A 16,834-nucleotide genomic window follows, 5' to 3' on the forward strand; every position below is an offset into this window, starting at 1 on the left:
CGCGGCTCAGCGCAGAGGCCGCTGCGCCCACGACCAGACCGGCGGCATGCTCGCGACCGCGAGCCGACGCTCGTGCAGTCCGTGCAGGCGCAGCAGGTCGGCCATGACGGCTCCAGGAAATCCGCGGCGGTTGCCGCGGCGATCGACCAGGAGGTCGGAGAACACGCTCTCGGCGAGCACCGGGTCGTTCCAGCACAGGGCGATGCGGTTGGCCACGCGCGGGTAGTCGCGGCAAAGGGCGACCGGCTGCAGGCGGCCGGGAAGGCTCTCGGCCCATGCGCTCGCCGTGCTCGTGAGCCGCTCCTGCGGTCGCAGGTCGATCGCCACCGGCTTGCGCGGCTCGAAGTCGGGGCCGCCGCCGTCGGTCGTCGCGTGCGCGGGCGGCAGCGTGGGCCCGACGCGTTCGATCGTCGGGCGTGTGTCTCTTCGTCTCCGCAACCACTCGAACCAGGCCATCTCGTCTTTTCCTCTGCGGAAAAGTCTCGCACGGGGGCCCGTAGAACCCGAAGCGCGGCGCGACCGCCGGCACGCGCCAGGCGTGAGCTACGTCACCGCTGCGCCGACGTGCCGACGAGCGGCAGGCGGCGGCGTCGAGTGGCGCGGAGGAGCCGGCTCGACGCCGCCGAGTGCGTCGGCATGTTCGATGAAGGCGTCCGGCGCGATCGGTCAGACCATTCGCGCCCGGTCGGGTCAGCCCGCCAGGCGCCGGCAGAGCTCGAGCGACAGCGCCGACTGGTTCAGCGTGTAGAAGTGCAGCCCCGGCGCGCCCCCGTCGATCAGGCGCCGGCAGAGCTTCTCGACGACGTCGAGGCCGAACGCGCGCACCGCGGCCGCGTCGTCGAGGAAGCCTTCCATCTTGAGCGCGACCCAGCGCGGGATCTCGATGCCGTCGCGCTGCGCGAACTGCGCGATCTTGGCGTAGCTGTGGATCGGCATGATGCCGGGCACGATGGGAATGGTCACGCCGAGCGCGCGCACCTCGTCGACGAAGTGGAAGTAGGCGTCGGCGTTGAAGAAGAACTGCGTGATCGCCGAGTCGGCGCCGGCCTTCACCTTGTCGGCGAAATGCTGCAGGTCGCGCCGCGCGTAGCGCTCCTGCGGGTGGTACTCGGGGTAGGCGGCGACCTCGATGAACCAGTCGCTTCCCTGGGTCTCGCGGATGAAGCGGATCAGCTCGCTCGCGTAGCGGAACTCGCCGGCGGTCGCGGTGCCGCTCGGCAGGTCGCCGCGCAGCGCGACCAGGCGATGGATGTCCTGGGCGCGGTAGGTGCCGAGGATCTCGGAGATGCTCTCGCGCGTCGACCCGATGCACGACAGGTGCGGCGCCGCCTCCTGCCCCATCGCGGCGATCGCGGCGACGGTGGCGAGCGTCTTGTCGCGCGTCGAGCCGCCGGCACCGTAGGTCACGCTGAAGAACTCCGGATCGACGGTCGCGAGCTCGGCGACGACGCCGCTCAGCTTCTCGGCGCCGACCGGCGTGTTCGGGGGGAAGAACTCGAAACTGACGGGAACGGGAAGCTTCACGGCTTGGCCTCGGTTGCGCCCGCCGCCGGCGTCGCCCACACGAAGAACTCGTGGTTGCCGTCGCCGCCGTCGATCGGGCTCTGGAAGTAGTCGCGCACGTCGAGCGCCAGCGCCGCGCAGGCGTCGCGAATGCGCTGTTGCACGCGGATGTAGGCGTTCGGTCCCTTGACGATGCCGCCCTTGCCGATGTCGACCGGCTGCAGCTCGAACTGCGGCTTCACGAGCAGCAGCGCGTTGCCGCCGCTCGCCAGGCAGCGCGCGACGGTCGGCAGCACGTGGGTGAGGGTGATGAACGAGACGTCGGCGACCACGATCGCGAAACCGTCCGGTGGCAGTGCCGCCTCGAACGCGCTGCCGGCGATGTCGCGCGCGTTGATGCCCTCGTAGGTGGTGACGCGCGGGTCGGCGGCGAGGGTGCTGTTGATCTGGCCGCGCCCGACGTCGATGCCGACCACGTGGCGCGCGCCGCGCTGCAGCAGCACGTCGGTGAAGCCGCCGGTGCCCTGGCCGATGTCGAGGCAGTCGAGGCCCGATGGGTGGATGCCGCAGCGCTCGAGCGCGCCGGCGAGCTTGAGCCCGCCGCGCGAGACGAAGCGCAGCTCGGCGTCGTCGGTGACCTCGAGCTCGCAGTCCTCGGTCACGTCCTCGCCCGCCTTTTTCGGCACCGCCCAGCCCTTGGGGCCGTTCCAGCGCACCGCGCGGGCCGCGATCAGCCGCTGCGCGGCCGATCGGGTCGGCGCGAGGCCGCGGCTTACCAGCAGTTGATCGAGACGCATCGGAAGGGAATCAGTCTGCTCGTGAGCGGCCGAGTCGGTCGGCCGCCACGAGCGCCCTGGAGCAGGGCTGGAGAAGCCGGGGCTCAGTACCGGTACGTGTCGGCCTTGTACGGGCCTTCCTTCGGCACCCCGATGTACGCGGCCTGCTCGTCGGTGAGTTCCGTGAGCTGGGCACCGAGCTTCGACAGCTGCAGGCGCGCGACCTTCTCGTCGAGGTGCTTGGGCAGCACGTAGACCTGACCGACCTCGTACGCGTCGGGCTTGGTGAAGAGCTCGATCTGCGCGAGGGTCTGGTTCGCGAACGACGAGCTCATCACGTAGCTCGGGTGGCCGGTGCCGCAGCCCAGGTTCACGAGGCGGCCCTTGGCGAGCAGGATGATGCGCTTGCCGTCCGGGAAGATCACGTGGTCGACCTGCGGCTTGATCTCGTCCCACTCGTACTTCTCGAGCGAGGCGACGTCGATCTCGTTGTCGAAGTGGCCGATGTTGCAGACGATCGCCTGGTCCTTCATCACGGCCATGTGCTCGTGTCGGATGACGTCCTTGTTGCCGGTCGTCGTGACGAAGATGTCCGCCTTGTCGGCGGCGTATTCCATCGTGACGACGCGGTAGCCCTCCATCGCGGCCTGCAGCGCGTTGATCGGGTCGATTTCGGTCACCCAGACCTGCGCCGAGAGGGCGCGCAGCGCCTGCGCCGAGCCCTTGCCGACGTCGCCGTAGCCGGCGACCAGCGCCACCTTGCCGGCAATCATCACGTCGGTCGCGCGCTTGATGCCGTCGACCAGCGACTCGCGGCAGCCATAGAGGTTGTCGAACTTGCTCTTGGTCACCGAGTCGTTGACGTTGATCGCGCGGAACTTGAGCAGGCCCTTCCTCGACATGTCCTGCAGGCGGTGCACGCCGGTCGTCGTCTCTTCCGTGACGCCGATGATCTGGGCCGACTTGCGGCTGTACCAGGTCGGGTCCTCGGCAAGCTTCCTGCGGATCGCCGCGTAGAGCACGCGCTCTTCCTCGCTCGAGTGGGTGTCGATCAGCGAGAGGTCGGTCTCGCAGCGCTTGCCGAGGTGCATCAGCAGCGTGGCGTCGCCGCCATCGTCGAGGATCATGTTCGGGCCTTCGCCCTCGCTGCCGGCCGCGCCGAACTCGAAGATGCGGTGGGTGTAGTCCCAGTAGTCCTCGAGCGTCTCGCCCTTGACCGCGAACACCGGCGTGCCGTTGGCCGCGATCGCCGCCGCGGCGTGGTCCTGGGTCGAGAAGATGTTGCACGACGCCCAGCGCACGGTCGCGCCGAGCGCTTCGAGGGTCTCGATCAGCACCGCGGTCTGGATCGTCATGTGCAGCGAGCCGGTGATGCGCGCGCCCTTGAGCGGCTGGCTCGCCGCGAACTCGTCGCGGATCGCCATCAGGCCGGGCATCTCGGTCTCGGCGATACGGATCTCCTTGCGGCCCCAGGCGGCAAGCGAGATGTCGGCGATGGCGTGGTCGTTCGAGGCGGCGCCGGCCGTGACGGCGGCGGCTTCGGGCTTCAGGTTGGCGTTCATTCGGGCTCCATTCGTCTAGGAAACCCGCGCGCGGCGTGAAGGGAGGTTGTCTGCACTCACCCACCAGGTCCAGCGTGCGGGCGAGCGCAGTTGCAAGCGGTGCCGCGGGCCGGTCGAGCCGGTGGGCGCCGTGCATTCCGAGCCTGGGGTCGTGCCGGGTGTGCACCCGCGCCGAGCCTCGCAACGCTCCTCGGAAAGTGCGCGGATTGTAGGCCAGCAGGACTCGCAGGAGGCGCGATATTCCCGGGCGCGGGGCGGGCCATCGGCTGCCGAACACCGGACAATCGCCGCCATCTCCCGCCGGCGGCGCGCACGCCGCGCGCACCGCCAACCGCCATGCACCCTCATCCCTCGCGGCCGTGGGCCGAAGCCGACCCGGCGCGCCTCGCGCGCGTCGCCGGCGTGCTGACCGACATTGACGACACGCTCACCTCGCACGGCGTGCTCGAACCCGCGGCGCGCCACGCGCTGCAACGCCTGCGCGACGCCGGCGTGCCGGTGCTCGCGATCACCGGCCGGCCGCAGGGCTGGAGCGAGCCGTTCGCGACGAGCTGGCCGATCGACGCCATCGTGGCCGAGAACGGCGCGGTGGCGCTCTGGCGCGAGAACGACCGGCTCTCGATCGAGTATGCGCAGGACGCCGCCACGCGGCGAGCCAACGCGCTGCGCCTGGAGGCCGCGGCGCGTCGCGTGCTCGCCGAGGTGCCCGGCGCCACGCTGGCGCGCGACAGCTCGGGGCGCGTCACCGACATCGCGGTCGATCACGCCGAGTTCGCCCACCTCGATGACGCGCAGATTGCGCGCGTGGCCGAGGTGATGCGCAGCGAAGGCATGCACGCGACGGTGAGCTCGATCCACGTCAACGGCTGGTTCGGCGACCACGACAAGCTGAGCGGGGCGCGCTGGATCGCCCGGCGCCGCCTCGGTCGCGACCTCGACGCCGAGCACGCCGACTGGGTCTACGTCGGCGACTCGACCAACGACCAGCTGATGTTCGGCCGCTTCGACCTCAGCGTCGGCGTCGCCAACCTGCTCGACTTCGCCGGCCAGCTGACGGTCTGGCCGACATACATCACCGAGGGCGCGCGCGGCCGCGGCTTTGCCGAGGTCGCCGACCGGCTGATCGCCGCGCGGCGCGGCTCGTGAGACCCGCCCGGCGCACGAGGTGCAATGGCGCGCGTGACCGAGGCCGCAGTCGGATGACGGCGGTGCACGCATGACCGCCGTGCCGAGCGTCGGCGGGCGCCCGCCGGTGATCGCGGTGGCGATGGCGCTCGCGCTGGGCGCCGCGGTCTCCCTCGGCCTCGCGCGCTTCTCGTATGCGCTGCTGCTGCCGCCGATGCGGGCCGACCTCGACTGGAGCTACCTGGTCGCCGGCGCGATGAACACCGTCAACGCCGCCGGCTACCTGGTCGGCGCGCTGCTCGTGCCGCGCCTGCTCGCGCGCGCCGACGCGCGCCTCGCGATGCTGGGGGGCAGTGCGCTGGCGGCGCTGCTGCTCGCGGCGCACGGCCTCGTCGTCGCGGACGCCTGGCTGTTCGCGCTGCGCCTGGCGACCGGCGTCGCCAGCGCCGCGACCTTCGTCGGCGGAGGCGTGCTCGCCGCGCGCCTCGCGACCGAGCCCGGCGTGTCGGGGGGATCGGGGCGTTCCGGGCTCGTCCTGGGGATCTACTACGGCGGAACCGGCGTCGGCATCGTCGCGTCGGCGCTGCTCGTGCCGCCGCTCGCCGGGCGCGCCGCGCCGCACGCGTGGCAGGGCGCGTGGATCGCGCTCGGCGTGGTGGCCGGCGTCGCCACCGCGATCACCGCGCTCGCGACCCGTCACCTCGCGGCGGCGCCCGCGGCGGGCGCCCGCACGGCCTTCCACTGGCGGCCGTTCCGGTTCGGCCTCGCGGGTTACTTCATGTTCGGGCTCGGCTACATCGGCTACATGACCTTCGTGATCACGCTGCTGCGCGAGCAGCGCCTCGGCAGCGCCGCGATCACGGCGTTCTACGTGCTGCTCGGTGTGGCGGTGATCGCGTCGTCGTGGCTGTGGGCGGGGCTGCTGCAGCGCTTTCGCGGCGGCGAGTCGCTCGCCATCCTCAATGCGCTGCTCGCCGTCGCGACGGCGCTGCCGGTGCTCAGTGCGGCGCCGCTCGCCGTGTTCGCGTCGGCGCTGCTGTTCGGCGGCGTGTTCCTGTCGGTGGTCGCGTCGACCACGGCGCTGGTGCGCCACAACCTGCCGCCCGCCGGGTGGGCGGGCGGCATCGGCGCCTTCACGATCGTGTTCGCCGCCGGGCAGATCGTCGGCCCGACCCTGATCGGCTGGGTCGCCGACGCGTCGGGCGGCCTTGCCCGCGGCTTCGTCGTGTCGGCGCTGGTCCTGGCCGGCGGCGCGCTGCTCGCGGCGGCGCAGAAGCCGCTGGCGCGCGGTTGAACCGTCCGGGTGCTTTCCCCATGGCGCGCGGCGCGCCCCCGGGTTCACCTTGCTGCATGATCGCGCCGGGATGCAACGAGGAGTGATGGTGCAGCGGTGTTCCGGCTCGGCGACGCGCCGATGGTCGATGGCGGGCGGTTGGGGCGGCTCGGCATGAGCTTTCTCGCCATCGACGTCGGCAACACGCGCCTCAAGTGGGCGCAGTACGCGTCGGGAGCGCCCGGCGCGCCGATGCTGGCGCACGGCGCGGCCTTCCTCGAGGCGATCGACGATCTCGCCGAAACCACCTGGAAGGCGCTCGAGCCGCCGAGCCAGGTGCTCGGCTGCATCGTCGCTGGCGAGGCGGTACGCCGCCGCACCGAGGAGCAGCTCGAGCTCTGGGACGTCGTGCCGCGCTGGGTGGTATCGAGCGCCGAGGCCTGCGGCGTCGTCAACGGCTACGACCACCCGAGCCGGCTGGGCGTCGACCGCTGGGTCGCGCTGATCGGCGCCCGCCAGCGCGTGCTCGCGCGCGGCGCGGCGCGGCCCGCGCTGGTGGTGATGGTCGGCACCGCCGTCACCGTCGACGCCCTCGACACCGAGGGGCGCTTCCTCGGCGGTCTCATCCTGCCCGGGTTCGGCCTCATGCTGCGCGCGCTCGAGATGGGCACCGCCGGGCTCAAGACGCCGACCGGCGACGCGGTCGACTTCCCCACCAACACCAGCGATGCGCTGATGAGCGGCGGCACCGACGCGATCGCCGGGGCGATCGAGCGCATGCACCGGCGCCTCGCGAAGCGCACCGGGCAGGCGCCGCTGCTGCTGCTCGGAGGCGGCGCGGCCGTCAAGCTCGCGGCGGTGACCGACCTGCCGCACGAGACCGTCGACACGCTGATCTTCGAGGGGCTGCTGCAGCTGCAGTCGCGCCGGACCGCGGTCTGACCAGGCAAGGCGATGGCGAGCTACGGCGCCGAAATCGAATGGCAGCGCGATGAGCAGGTGTTCGATCTGCGTCGCTACAGCCGGCGTCACGTGATGCGCTTCGACGGCGGCGCCGAGGTCGCCGGCTCGTCGTCGCCGCACGTCGTGCCGGTGCCGCTCTCGGACCCTGCGGCGGTCGACCCCGAGGAGCTGTTCGTCGCCTCGCTCGCGAGCTGCCACATGCTGTTCTTCCTGTCGTTCGCCGCCGAGGCCGGCTGGCGCGTCGACCGCTACCTCGATCGCGCGGTCGGCGTGATGGGCGCGGGGGCCGACGGCCGCCAGGCGATGACGCGCGTCACGCTGCGGCCCGAGGTGACGTTCGGTGGCGATCGCATGCCGGACGCCGGCGCGATCGACGCGCTGCACCATCGCGCCCACGAGGCCTGCTTCATCGCCAACTCGGTGAAGGCGGTCGTGGCGTGCGAGCCGGTGCTCGCATCCGGCCCGGCCCACGAGCCCCGGCGCTGAGCACGGCGGGCGCGGGACGCCGCGCGCAGCGACGCTCGCGCGGGCTCGCGGTGACGGGCGCGTTCAGGCGCCGATCATCCAGTCCTCCGGCAACGTGCTGACCTCGACCCGCGTGCCCGCGGCCCACGAGCGTCCGCACGCGAGCTCGAGCGCCGAGCGCAGGGTCGACGCCGATCCGACCGCGGCGCCTTTCCACACCACGTGGAACGCACCATCGCTGCCGGTGGCGATCGCGAGCGTGCCGGTCGCGGTGATCTGACGGAGCAGAACTTTCATGGCGCCAGCGTAGGCGTCGTTCATGACCGCCGTGTGACGTGCCGGCGCGCGCGGGCGGATGCGCTTTCACGGCCGTGTCACACGCGCCGTGCATCGTGACCGGGCCTCCACTACCCAGTCCACGACGTGAACGAAACCATCCTCAAGCCGATGCGCCGCGACCTGCTCAAGGGCGGCGGCGCCGCGCTCGCCGCTGCGTTCGGCGGCCCGATCGCGGCGCTCGCCGCGCGCGTCGCCGAAGCCGCCCCCGGCGACGCGTGCCAGGCCGCGACCGCGTCGGCCCTGCTCGACAGCCCGTACGGCGCCCCGGTGCCGACCCCCGATCAGACCACGGGCCTCGCGCTGATCGAGCTGCCGCCCGGCTTCACCTACAAGAGCTACGGCTGGCGCGGCGATCCGATGTCGGACGGCCTCGTCACGCCGGCGACCCACGACGGCATGGGCGTCGTCGTGCAGCGCCGAGTCGGCCGCAGCACCGAGATCGTCCTGGTGCGCAACCACGAGCAGACCACCAGCACCAACGGCGCCGACATCATCGGCGCCGGCCGCGCGGGCGTGGCCAAGTGGGACACCGGCGTCACCGGCAGCAACTACCAGATCGGCGGCACGACCAATTTGGTCTGGCGCGATGGCGACTGGGTCGCGAGCTACGCCTCCTTCGGCGGCACCTACCGCAACTGCGCGGGTGGCGTCAGCACCTGGGGCTCGTGGCTCACCAACGAGGAACTGCTCAGCAACGCGGTCAGCAGCACCGGCTGCCGCCACGGCTACGTGTTCGAGGTCCCGGCCGACATCAGCGTGAGGGCCGCCAACCGCATGCCGATCGTCGGCATGGGCCGGATGGCGCACGAAGCCTGTGCGATCGATCCCGCAACCGGCATCTGGTACCTCACCGAAGACCAGGGCAACGCGAACACGCTCTACCGGTTCCTGCCCGCGAACGCGAACGGCGGTCTCGACTCGCTGCACGCCGACGGCCGGCTGCAGGGCCTGTGCATCAGGAACCAGCCGAACGCGGACCTGCGTTCGCCGACGCTCTGCCAGACCTTCGACACCGTGTGGGCCGACATTCCCGATCCGGACCTCGACGGCGGCACGCTCGCGTCACGGGTCGGCAACGTCAACGCAAGCGGCCCCTATCGCCAGGCCTACGCGAACGGGGCCGCGATCTTCGGCGCCAACGAGGGCTGCTGGGTCGCCGACGGCATCGTCTACTTCACCGACAAGCAGGTCACGACCAACCCGCCGCGCGGCGGTCGCATCTGGGCGCTCGACACCGCGACCGGCGTGCTGCAGGCGATCTTCGTCAGCAGCGACATCCAGGTCGGCAACTCGCCCGACAACATCTGCGTCAGCCCGCGCGGCGGCCTGCTGTTCTGCGAAGACGGCGGCAACACGGGGCCCAACAGCGGCCCCGCGATGACGCAGATGCGCCTGATGGCGCTGCACCCGAACGGCAGCAGCTACGTCTTCGCGCGCAACAACTACAACTTCAGCCGTGCCCAGCTCACCGCCGTGGGCAAGCCGAACGGCGTGACCGGCGACCAGCGCGGCACCGAATGGTGCGGCTCGTGCTTCAGCTCCGACGGACGCGTGCTGTTCGTCAACCTGCAGGCGCCCGGCCTCACCCTCGCGATCACCGGCCCCTGGGCGCGGGGAACCCTCTGATGCAACGACCGACGAACACCATGACCAAGCGCTTCCATCTACTCGCCGCGTGCGCCGCCGCGTGCCTCGGCACGCTTGCGGCGCCTGCCTCCGCGCTGGTGCTGCTCGGCACCCCCGCCGGCGGCGCCGCGATCGCCGACTACAGCGGCATCGGCGTCGTGTCGTTCGATGCGGACTTCACGAGCCCGACGCTGGTGCCGCTTCAGTTCCGCATCGAATCGGCCGATCTGCTGGCGCCGGTGAGCTTCAACGCGGTGATCCGCAACTTCACGGGGAGCGGCCTCGACGGCCTGAGCTTCTTGCTCGACGGCGCGACGTTCGCGAGCGCCGGCAGCGTGACGCGCAGCTTCGGCAGCACGCAGCTCGACGTCGCCGCCACCTACGCAGCACTCCGCTTCGCTGTGCCGGAGTACCTCGACGTCGAGATCGGCAACGCGCTCGGCCGCCCCGGCGCGACGGACTGGACGCTGTCGCTCGCCGGGCGCAGCGTGGGCGACGTGATCACGATGCAGGTGGTGCCGGCGGCGGTGGCCGAGCCGCCGCTGATCGCGCTCGTCGCCGGCGGGCTCGGCCTGCTCGCGTGGGCGCGGCGGCGGCGCGGCTGACCACAACAAAGGCGTGACGCGACGGCGGAGCCATGGCCCCCGCGGGCGCATCACGCCCGCCGGGCTCGCCGGTGACGAAGGAGACGACGATGGACGAGTACACGATGACCTGGAGCGACGCGGTGCGGGCCGAAGCCAGCGCCAGCGCGCTCGCCGACGGCACCTGGGCGCCGGCGCCGACCGGCGCGGCCTCGGCACGGCCTGCCGAGGCCGCGGCCGATCGCGCGACGGCGCCGTGGCTCGGTCTTCTCGCGCGCCGGCTGCCTCGGCCAAACGAGGACCGGGCATGAGCGGCCTCTCGGTTCCGGTGCGAACCGGGCGCGCGAGCGCGCGGCCGTTCCACGACGACGCCGGTCTGCATCCGCTCGACTGGACCCTCTACGGCACCATCGACGGGCGCCGCAACGTCGTGCAGCTCGAGAGCGTCGCCAAGGCGATCGGCCTCGACGCGGCCGCGCTCGCGCGGCTCGAAGCGCGCGGACTGATCGCCTACGAGCAGCGCGTGCCGCGCCCCGGCGTGCCGCCGCGCTGGCCTTGCGAGCACGACGACTGAGCCGGCCGCGGCGGCCGCGTCAGAGGATGTAGCGCGAGAGATCCTCGTTCTGCGCGAGCTCGCCGAGCTTGGCGTCGACCGCCGCGGCGTCGATCGTCATCGTCGTGCCGCCGCGATTGGGCGCATCGAAGCTGATGTCGTCGAGCAGGCGCTCCATCACCGTCGAGAGGCGCCGTGCGCCGATGTTCTCGGTGCGCTCGTTGACGTCGTGCGCGATCTGCGCGATGCGGCGGATCGCGCTCGGCTCGAGCTCGAGCTTCACGCCTTCGGTCTCGAGCAGCAGCGTGTACTGCTTGATCAGGCTGGCGTGCGTCTGCGTGAGGATCGCCTCGAAATCGTCGACCGAGAGCGACCCCAGTTCGACCCGGATCGGGAAGCGCCCCTGCAGCTCGGGGATCAGGTCGCTCGGCTTGCTGAGGTGGAACGCGCCCGACGCGATGAACAGGATGTGGTCGGTCCTGACCATGCCGTACTTCGTGTTCACGGTGGTGCCCTCGACCAGCGGAAGCAGGTCGCGCTGCACGCCCTGACGTGAGACGTCGGCGCTGCCGCTCGTCTCGCTGCGCGAGGTGACCTTGTCGATCTCGTCGATGAAGACGATGCCGTTCTGCTCGGCGTTGGCGAGCGCGTGGGTCTTGACGTCGTCGTCGTTGACGAGCTTGACGGCTTCCTCGTCGATCAGCAGCTTGCGGGCCTCGGCGATGCGCATCTTGCGCATCTTCTTCCGGGTGCCGCCAAGGTTGGCGAACATGCCCTTGAGCTGCTCGGCCATCTCCTCCATGCCAGCGGGGCCCATGATCTCCATGGTCGGCTTGGCGTCGGCGACCTCGATCTCGATCTCGCGGTCGTCGAGCAGGCCCTCGCGCAGGCGCTTCCTCATCACCTGGCGCGCCGTGTTGTCGGCCGGCTGCGCCGGCGCGAAGCCGGCCTCGCGCGGCGCCGGCACCAGGATCTCGAGGACGCGGTCCTCGGCGGCGTCTTCCGCCTTCGCGCGCTGCTGGCGCATTGCGCTCTCGCGCTCCTGCTTGACGGCGATGTCGACGAGGTCGCGCACGATCGAGTCGACGTCCTTGCCGACGTAGCCGACCTCGGTGAACTTGGTCGCCTCGACCTTGATGAACGGCGCGTCGGCAAGCCGGGCGAGGCGCCGCGCGATCTCGGTCTTGCCGACGCCGGTCGGGCCGATCATCAGGATGTTCTTCGGCGTGATCTCGGCGCGCATCGGCTCGGCGACCTGCTGGCGGCGCCAGCGGTTGCGCAGCGCGATGGCGACGGCGCGCTTGGCCTTGGCCTGACCGACGATGTGCCGGTCGAGCTCGGAGACGATCTCCTGCGGGGTCATGCTCAGCTTCATGGGTGGGGCTCTGGCGCGCCGGCGAGGGGCGCGCGATGGTCGGTGCGAGGGCCGCCGCGCGGTGCGCGGCGCGCGGCGCGCGGCGCTTCAGTCGAGCGTCTCGATCGTGTGGTTCTGGTTCGTGTAGATGCAGAGGTCGCCGGCGATCTCGAGCGAGCGCTTGACGATCTCCTTGGGCGCCATCTCGGTGTGCTGCAGCAGCGCGCGCGCCGCCGCGCTGGCATACGAGCCGCCCGAGCCGATCGCGATGATGCCGAGCTCGGGCTCGAGCACGTCGCCGTTGCCGGTGATGATGAGCGAGGCGTCGCGGTCGGCGACCGCGAGCATCGCCTCGAGGCGGCGCAGCACGCGGTCGGTGCGCCAGTCCTTGGTCAGCTCGATGGCGGCACGCACCAGGTGGCCCTGGTGCTTGTCGAGCTTGGCCTCGAAGCGCTCGAACAGGGTGAACGCGTCGGCGGTCGCTCCGGCGAAGCCGGCGAGCACCTTGTCGTGGTGCAGGCGGCGCACCTTGCGCGCGCTCGCCTTGACGACGATGTTGCCGAGGGTGACCTGGCCGTCGCCGCCGAGCGCGACGACGTTGCCGCGCCGCACGCTGACGATGGTGGTGCCGTGATAGTTTTCCATCGGCCCCACATGGGGGCGCAGGCGCCGGGCCCAAGGGGCACGCGCGGACCGCTCGTCACCGGAATGTTGTCTCGCCGCGCGAGCGGCGAGGCGGCGCCCGCCGCGGCCGCCGCGTCGATCAGACGGTGCGGACCTTCACGGTGGCGTGCTCGTTGATCCCCATCGCGCCGAAGAACAGCGCGACCATGCGGTGCGCCTCGGTGAAGCTGACGGTGCGGTTCTCGGCGCGCCGCGCCAGCACCCAGTTGAGCAGGTCGCCGGCAGCGATGAAGTCGACGCGGATCAGGCGCGCGCACGATACGTTGACGATGGTCGCCGGGCCGAGCTCGGCATCCATCTTCTTGAGCGTGGGGCCGATGTCGCCAACCAGCTGGCCCGACAGCTCGACGGTGCCGACCTGCACCAGGCCGACTTCCTCGATCGCCGGCGACTCCTCGAAGCTCGTCGTGACGTCGCTGGTCAGCGTGACCGGCGGCAGCGTGGTCGCCTGGTTCGAGCCGCTGATGCGCACTTCGCAGCGCGCCGGTTCCCACGACGGCGGCGAGACCTCGTAGGTCACGCAATAGTCGATGGCCGCCTCGTCGAATTGATCGGGGCGGTTGGTCATGCGCAGCGCGTCGAGGCGCAGCTGCCAGAACGCCGGGTCGGCGTCGCGAACGCCGATCGGCGCCGCTTCCTGGAGCACCGTGAACAGGCGCTCGCCGGAAAGCCAGCGCATGTCGAGGTTCTTCTGCGGGATCCAGCTGCGGAACAACTCCGACAGGCGCCCGGCGGCCTCGGCGTCGACCGTCTGCAGCGCGCCCCAGTCGAACACCCACGGCAACGGCATCTGCAAGGTGAGCGAGGCGAGCTTGGCGACCCCGTCGGCGTCGAGGTACTGCGGGCAGACCCAGCCGACCTGGCCCTCGATGCGCGCGCTGCTCGGGCGTTCCTCGCTGGCCGACTCGGCGACCAGCTTGGGCATCGAGAACCACTGCGGCGCCGACCAGCCGAACTGCTGCGCATAGTCGAGCGCGAGGCTCTCGAACTTGTGCTGCTGGCCGGTCGCCCGGTACAGGTCGAACAGCACGAGCCAGGTCTCGGCGTGCTGGGCGCGCACGCCGCCGATGCCGCATAGCGCCGAGAGCGACTGCTCGCACTGCTCGAAGTCGGCGTTGGCGAACGCAATCACCGCCTCGTCGAGCTCGGGGTCGTGGGTGACCTCGTTGTTCGCGGTCGCGAAGGCGTCGACGAACGCGCCGCTTGCGGCGTCCAGCACCGCCGAGGGCGCACGCCGGATCGGCTCGGTGGTCTCGAAATGGTTCGACTCGACCGGCGGCTCGGCCAGCGCGCCGGGCGGCTTCACGTAGCCGTCGGTGCGCGCGGGCGCCGTGCCCGCCGGCGCCGGGGTCGCGCCGAGCGGGGCAGGCTGGGTCGGCGCGTTGTAGAACTCGGGGCTGCGGCGCTGCGTGCTGACGAAGCCGTCGCCGACCATCTGCTGCTCGATCTCGTCGATCTTCGCCTTGACGCCGGCTTCCTGGCGCGCCGACGGCTCGACGCCGCGCGGCACCGAGTCGTCGAGACGCGAGGAGCCGCCGAGCGCGGCGAGCTGCTCGCTCGAAAGGCCTTCGCGGCGCACCTTGCGCGGCATGTCGAATTCGCGCCTGCGCACGAAATCGTTGCGGCGCTTGCGCTCGATCATCGCCTTGAGCTCACCCTTGGCGTAGTCGTTCTCGCGCGTGTCCTCGACCGGGGCGTCGAGTTCGGACCACTCCGTCGCTGGGTTGGCGACGAACCTGACCACCTTGCGGAAGAAGCTCGTCGTGTCTTTGGAGTCCGCCATCTACGAGGCTCGCGAGCGGTTGGCCGCCCGCGGGGGCGGCGGCCGGCAGCGCGAGGGGACGAGGAGCGTGAGGATCGTCGCCGCCTCAGTCGCCGAACATCTTCTGCTTGAGTTCGCGGCGCTGCTGGGCTTCGAGGGACAGTGTAGCGGTGGGTCGGGCGATCAACCGGCCCAAGCCGATAGGTTCGCCGGTTTCGTCACAGAAACCGTACTCGCCCGAGTCGATGCGCGCGAGCGACTGTGAAATCTTCTTCAGGAGCTTGCGCTCGCGGTCGCGCGTGCGCAGCTCGAGTGCGTGCTCTTCCTCGATGGTCGCGCGGTCGGCCGGGTCGGGAACGATCGAGGTGTCCTCGCGCAGGTGCTCGGTGGTCTCGCCGGCGTTGCTGAGCAGGTCGTCCTTGAGCGCCTGCAGCTTCGCGCGGAAGAACTCGAGCTGCTTGTCGTTCATGTACTCGGCTTCGGGCATCGCCAGCACTTCGGCCTCGGTGAGCTCACGGCCGGCCTTGCTCTTCCACGCGTTGGCGAGTTTCGGATCGGCCTTGTGCGCCTGGCGCGGCGTGTCGACTTCCAGGTTGTTCATCTGGCGGGTCGGCGGACGCGGCGGCGCGAAGCGGTCGGCGAAGCGCGAGGTCGGCGCCGGCACGGGCGTTTCCGCCTGCGGCACGAAATACTTGGCGGCCGCGCGCGACGGCTTGCGCGGCGTGGGCGGCGTGACACCGGTGAGCGGCGCCTTCAGCGTCTCGGGGGAGACCGGCTCCGGCGCGGGCGCGGCCGCGACCGCCGTCGGTGCGCTCACGTGCTCGTCGGCCGCGGCCTGGGGCGAGGCAACCTTCTTGGCTGCAGGCGTGCTCTTGGGCATGGTGGCGACGTCGGCTTTCTCGTTCAAGGCTTGCTGGAGCGGTTCCGCGCCCGCGGCCGGGCGCCGTTCGGGGTGGCGCGGGAGACCGGCCGGGATTTCGGGAAGCGGCGGATTGTAGTCACGTGGCGCGCGCCGCGGAAACCCGCCGCGCCGCGCCGGAAAACGGCGCGTCGGGGCCGCGTCCGGCGGTCAGACGAGGCACTGGCGCAGGCCCTGCTCGAGGATCTCGCGCGGCAGGTCGATGCCGATGAAGACCATCTTGCTGTTCTTCTTCTCGCCCGCTGCCCACTTCGGACCCATGTCGCTGCCCATCAACTGGTGCACGCCCTGGAAGATCACCTTGCGGTCGGCCCCCTTCATCCAGAGCACGCCCTTGTAGCGCAGCAGCTTGGGGCCGTAGACCTGAAGGATGGCAGCCAGGAAGTCTTCCAGCTTGGCCGGATCGAACGCTTTGTCGGCGCGGAACACGAACGATTTCACGTCGTCGTCGTGCGCGTGATGGTGCGGGTGGTCGCAGTGCTCGCCGTGCTCGTGGTCGTGATCGTGGTGATGGTGGTCGTGATCGGCGTCGGCGTTCAGGAACTCGGGGTCGATGTCGAGCTTGGCGTTGAGGTTGAAGCCCTTGAGGTCGAACACCTCGGCGATCGGCACCTCGCCGAAGTTGACGCGGCGCTGCGGCGCGCGCGGGTTCATGTGCTTGACGCGGTGGCTGAGCGCCTCGACCGACTCGGCGTCGACCAGATCGGCCTTGCTGATGAAGATCTGGTCGGCGAAGCCGACCTGGCGCCGCGCCTCCTGGCGCTCGTCGAGCTGCTGGTCGCCGTGCTTGGCGTCGACGAGGGTCAGGATCGAGTCCAGTGAGTAGCTTTCGGCGACCTCGTCGTCCATGAAGAAGGTCTGGGCGACCGGGCCGGGGTCCGCCAGCCCGGTGGTCTCGATGACGACGCGGTCGAACGAGAGCTCGCCCTTGCGGCGCTTCTCGGCAAGGTCCGAAAGGGTGGTGCGCAGGTCCTCGCGGATCGTGCAGCAGACGCAGCCGTTGTTGAGCTGGATGATCTGCTCCTGGGCGTCCTGCACCAGGATCTCGTTGTCGATGTTCTCCTCGCCGAACTCGTTCTCGACGACGGCGATCTTCTGGCCGTGCGCCTCGCTCAGCACGCGCTTGAGCAGGGTCGTCTTGCCCGAGCCGAGGAAGCCGGTCAGGATGGTGGCGGGAATCAGACTCATGCGAAGGGACCTCGGGGAAAGCGATCGAGCGATCGCGAGATGCGTGAATGGGGATCCCACCGCCGACTGGCGCATGCAAGGCGCGGCGCTGCCGGGCGGGAAGACGCCGCAAATGGGGGCCGAGGACTGTCTTTCAAGCGGCGGGCGGTGTCAAGCAG

General features: G+C 71.0%; 18 protein-coding genes and 1 riboswitch. Of the genes, 8 read left to right on the forward strand and 10 right to left on the reverse strand.

All coding sequences use genetic code 11. The features are described from left to right. Positions 1-6: 6 nt before the first annotated feature. The 4 genes from HQN59_RS11970 to ahcY form a co-directional block, all read right to left on the reverse strand. Positions 7-456, reverse strand: coding sequence for a hypothetical protein (locus tag HQN59_RS11970; RefSeq protein ID WP_176069333.1), 450 nt, complete (start codon positions 454-456; stop codon positions 7-9). A gap of 234 nt (positions 457-690) precedes the next feature. Then, positions 691-1,524 carry a methylenetetrahydrofolate reductase [NAD(P)H] gene (gene metF, locus HQN59_RS11975; RefSeq protein ID WP_176069334.1) on the reverse strand — a complete coding sequence of 278 codons (834 nt, stop codon included), beginning with the start codon at positions 1,522-1,524 and terminating at the stop codon, positions 691-693. Then, a complete protein-coding gene (locus HQN59_RS11980; RefSeq protein ID WP_176069335.1) occupies positions 1,521-2,300 on the reverse strand; it encodes a TlyA family RNA methyltransferase in 780 nt (259 codons plus the stop codon). Before HQN59_RS11980 ends, metF begins: the two co-directional genes overlap by 4 nt. Positions 2,301-2,383: 83 nt before the next feature. Continuing rightward, positions 2,384-3,841, reverse strand: a complete 1,458-nt coding sequence (ahcY, locus tag HQN59_RS11985; RefSeq protein ID WP_176069336.1) for an adenosylhomocysteinase — start codon at positions 3,839-3,841, stop codon at positions 2,384-2,386. 116 nt (positions 3,842-3,957) lie between these two features. Beyond that, positions 3,958-4,039: riboswitch (S-adenosyl-L-homocysteine riboswitch) on the reverse strand. Positions 4,040-4,177: 138 nt separating this feature from the next. On the opposite strand from ahcY, the gene HQN59_RS11990 reads away from it, so the two are divergent. From HQN59_RS11990 to HQN59_RS12005, 4 genes are all read left to right on the forward strand, one after another. After that, on the forward strand, positions 4,178-4,987 hold the full coding sequence (locus tag HQN59_RS11990) for an HAD-IIB family hydrolase (protein WP_176069337.1): 810 nt from the start codon (positions 4,178-4,180) through the stop codon (positions 4,985-4,987). A gap of 70 nt (positions 4,988-5,057) precedes the next feature. Then, positions 5,058-6,260 carry a YbfB/YjiJ family MFS transporter gene (locus HQN59_RS11995; protein WP_176069338.1) on the forward strand — a complete coding sequence of 401 codons (1,203 nt, stop codon included), beginning with the start codon at positions 5,058-5,060 and terminating at the stop codon, positions 6,258-6,260. 153 nt (positions 6,261-6,413) lie between these two features. After that, positions 6,414-7,181 (forward strand): type III pantothenate kinase, encoded by a 768-nt coding sequence (locus HQN59_RS12000; protein ID WP_176069573.1) that lies wholly within the window; start codon positions 6,414-6,416, stop codon positions 7,179-7,181. Positions 7,182-7,193: 12 nt separating this feature from the next. Beyond that, complete coding sequence (locus HQN59_RS12005; RefSeq protein WP_176069339.1) at positions 7,194-7,688, forward strand: OsmC family protein; 495 nt, start codon at positions 7,194-7,196, stop codon at positions 7,686-7,688. 63 nt (positions 7,689-7,751) lie between these two features. On the opposite strand, the gene HQN59_RS12010 is transcribed toward HQN59_RS12005, so the two are convergent. Further along, the gene (locus HQN59_RS12010) at positions 7,752-7,964 is read right to left on the reverse strand and encodes a hypothetical protein (protein WP_176069340.1); all 213 of its coding nucleotides are present in this window, start codon (positions 7,962-7,964) and stop codon (positions 7,752-7,754) included. A 126-nt stretch (positions 7,965-8,090) separates the two neighbouring features. Here HQN59_RS12010 and HQN59_RS12015 point away from each other — a divergent pair, with 126 nt between their 5' ends. The 4 genes from HQN59_RS12015 (at position 8,091) to HQN59_RS12030 (ending at position 10,790) form a co-directional block, all read left to right on the forward strand. Then, positions 8,091-9,632 carry an alkaline phosphatase PhoX gene (locus tag HQN59_RS12015; RefSeq protein ID WP_176069341.1) on the forward strand — a complete coding sequence of 514 codons (1,542 nt, stop codon included), beginning with the start codon at positions 8,091-8,093 and terminating at the stop codon, positions 9,630-9,632. Further along, a complete protein-coding gene (locus HQN59_RS12020; protein ID WP_176069342.1) occupies positions 9,632-10,237 on the forward strand; it encodes a PEP-CTERM sorting domain-containing protein in 606 nt (201 codons plus the stop codon). Before HQN59_RS12015 ends, HQN59_RS12020 begins: the two co-directional genes overlap by 1 nt. Before the next feature lie 89 nt (positions 10,238-10,326). Further along, a complete protein-coding gene (locus HQN59_RS12025) occupies positions 10,327-10,527 on the forward strand; it encodes a hypothetical protein (protein WP_176069343.1) in 201 nt (66 codons plus the stop codon). Further along, positions 10,524-10,790, forward strand: coding sequence for a hypothetical protein (locus HQN59_RS12030; protein WP_176069344.1), 267 nt, complete (start codon positions 10,524-10,526; stop codon positions 10,788-10,790). The genes HQN59_RS12025 and HQN59_RS12030 overlap by 4 nt, the downstream gene beginning before the upstream one ends. A gap of 19 nt (positions 10,791-10,809) precedes the next feature. On the opposite strand, the gene hslU is transcribed toward HQN59_RS12030, so the two are convergent. From hslU to HQN59_RS12055, 5 genes are all read right to left on the reverse strand, one after another. After that, positions 10,810-12,144, reverse strand: coding sequence for an ATP-dependent protease ATPase subunit HslU (hslU, locus tag HQN59_RS12035; RefSeq protein WP_176069345.1), 1,335 nt, complete (start codon positions 12,142-12,144; stop codon positions 10,810-10,812). 87 nt (positions 12,145-12,231) lie between these two features. Further along, entirely contained in the window at positions 12,232-12,768 is a 537-nt protein-coding gene (hslV, locus tag HQN59_RS12040; RefSeq protein WP_176069346.1) for an ATP-dependent protease subunit HslV, read from the reverse strand. A gap of 118 nt (positions 12,769-12,886) precedes the next feature. Next, positions 12,887-14,590 (reverse strand): STAS domain-containing protein, encoded by a 1,704-nt coding sequence (locus HQN59_RS12045; protein WP_176069347.1) that lies wholly within the window; start codon positions 14,588-14,590, stop codon positions 12,887-12,889. An 85-nt stretch (positions 14,591-14,675) separates the two neighbouring features. Next, positions 14,676-15,476 (reverse strand): RNA polymerase-binding protein DksA, encoded by an 801-nt coding sequence (gene dksA, locus HQN59_RS12050; RefSeq protein ID WP_246294875.1) that lies wholly within the window; start codon positions 15,474-15,476, stop codon positions 14,676-14,678. A 162-nt stretch (positions 15,477-15,638) separates the two neighbouring features. Beyond that, entirely contained in the window at positions 15,639-16,676 is a 1,038-nt protein-coding gene (locus HQN59_RS12055; RefSeq protein ID WP_176069348.1) for a CobW family GTP-binding protein, read from the reverse strand. Positions 16,677-16,834 lie beyond the last annotated feature (158 nt).

The organism is Rhizobacter koreensis, assembly GCF_013366375.1.
Lineage (GTDB): Bacteria > Pseudomonadota > Gammaproteobacteria > Burkholderiales > Burkholderiaceae_C > Schlegelella_A > Schlegelella_A koreensis.

Excerpts from the sequence above, each read along its gene's own strand:
- HQN59_RS11970 (WP_176069333.1), bottom strand. The coding sequence starts at position 456 with ATGGCCTGGTTCGAGTGGTTGCGGAGACGAAGAGACACACGCCCGACG.
- HQN59_RS11980 (WP_176069335.1), bottom strand. The coding sequence starts at position 2,300 with ATGCGTCTCGATCAACTGCTGGTAAGCCGCGGCCTCGCGCCGACCCGA.
- ahcY (WP_176069336.1), bottom strand. The coding sequence starts at position 3,841 with ATGAACGCCAACCTGAAGCCCGAAGCCGCCGCCGTCACGGCCGGCGCC.
- HQN59_RS11990 (WP_176069337.1), top strand. The coding sequence starts at position 4,178 with ATGCACCCTCATCCCTCGCGGCCGTGGGCCGAAGCCGACCCGGCGCGC.
- HQN59_RS11995 (WP_176069338.1), top strand. The coding sequence starts at position 5,058 with ATGACCGCCGTGCCGAGCGTCGGCGGGCGCCCGCCGGTGATCGCGGTG.
- HQN59_RS12000 (WP_176069573.1), top strand. The coding sequence starts at position 6,414 with ATGAGCTTTCTCGCCATCGACGTCGGCAACACGCGCCTCAAGTGGGCG.
- HQN59_RS12005 (WP_176069339.1), top strand. The coding sequence starts at position 7,194 with ATGGCGAGCTACGGCGCCGAAATCGAATGGCAGCGCGATGAGCAGGTG.
- HQN59_RS12010 (WP_176069340.1), bottom strand. The coding sequence starts at position 7,964 with ATGAAAGTTCTGCTCCGTCAGATCACCGCGACCGGCACGCTCGCGATC.
- HQN59_RS12020 (WP_176069342.1), top strand. The coding sequence starts at position 9,632 with ATGCAACGACCGACGAACACCATGACCAAGCGCTTCCATCTACTCGCC.
- HQN59_RS12025 (WP_176069343.1), top strand. The coding sequence starts at position 10,327 with ATGGACGAGTACACGATGACCTGGAGCGACGCGGTGCGGGCCGAAGCC.
- HQN59_RS12030 (WP_176069344.1), top strand. The coding sequence starts at position 10,524 with ATGAGCGGCCTCTCGGTTCCGGTGCGAACCGGGCGCGCGAGCGCGCGG.
- hslU (WP_176069345.1), bottom strand. The coding sequence starts at position 12,144 with ATGAAGCTGAGCATGACCCCGCAGGAGATCGTCTCCGAGCTCGACCGG.
- hslV (WP_176069346.1), bottom strand. The coding sequence starts at position 12,768 with ATGGAAAACTATCACGGCACCACCATCGTCAGCGTGCGGCGCGGCAAC.
- HQN59_RS12045 (WP_176069347.1), bottom strand. The coding sequence starts at position 14,590 with ATGGCGGACTCCAAAGACACGACGAGCTTCTTCCGCAAGGTGGTCAGG.
- HQN59_RS12055 (WP_176069348.1), bottom strand. The coding sequence starts at position 16,676 with ATGAGTCTGATTCCCGCCACCATCCTGACCGGCTTCCTCGGCTCGGGC.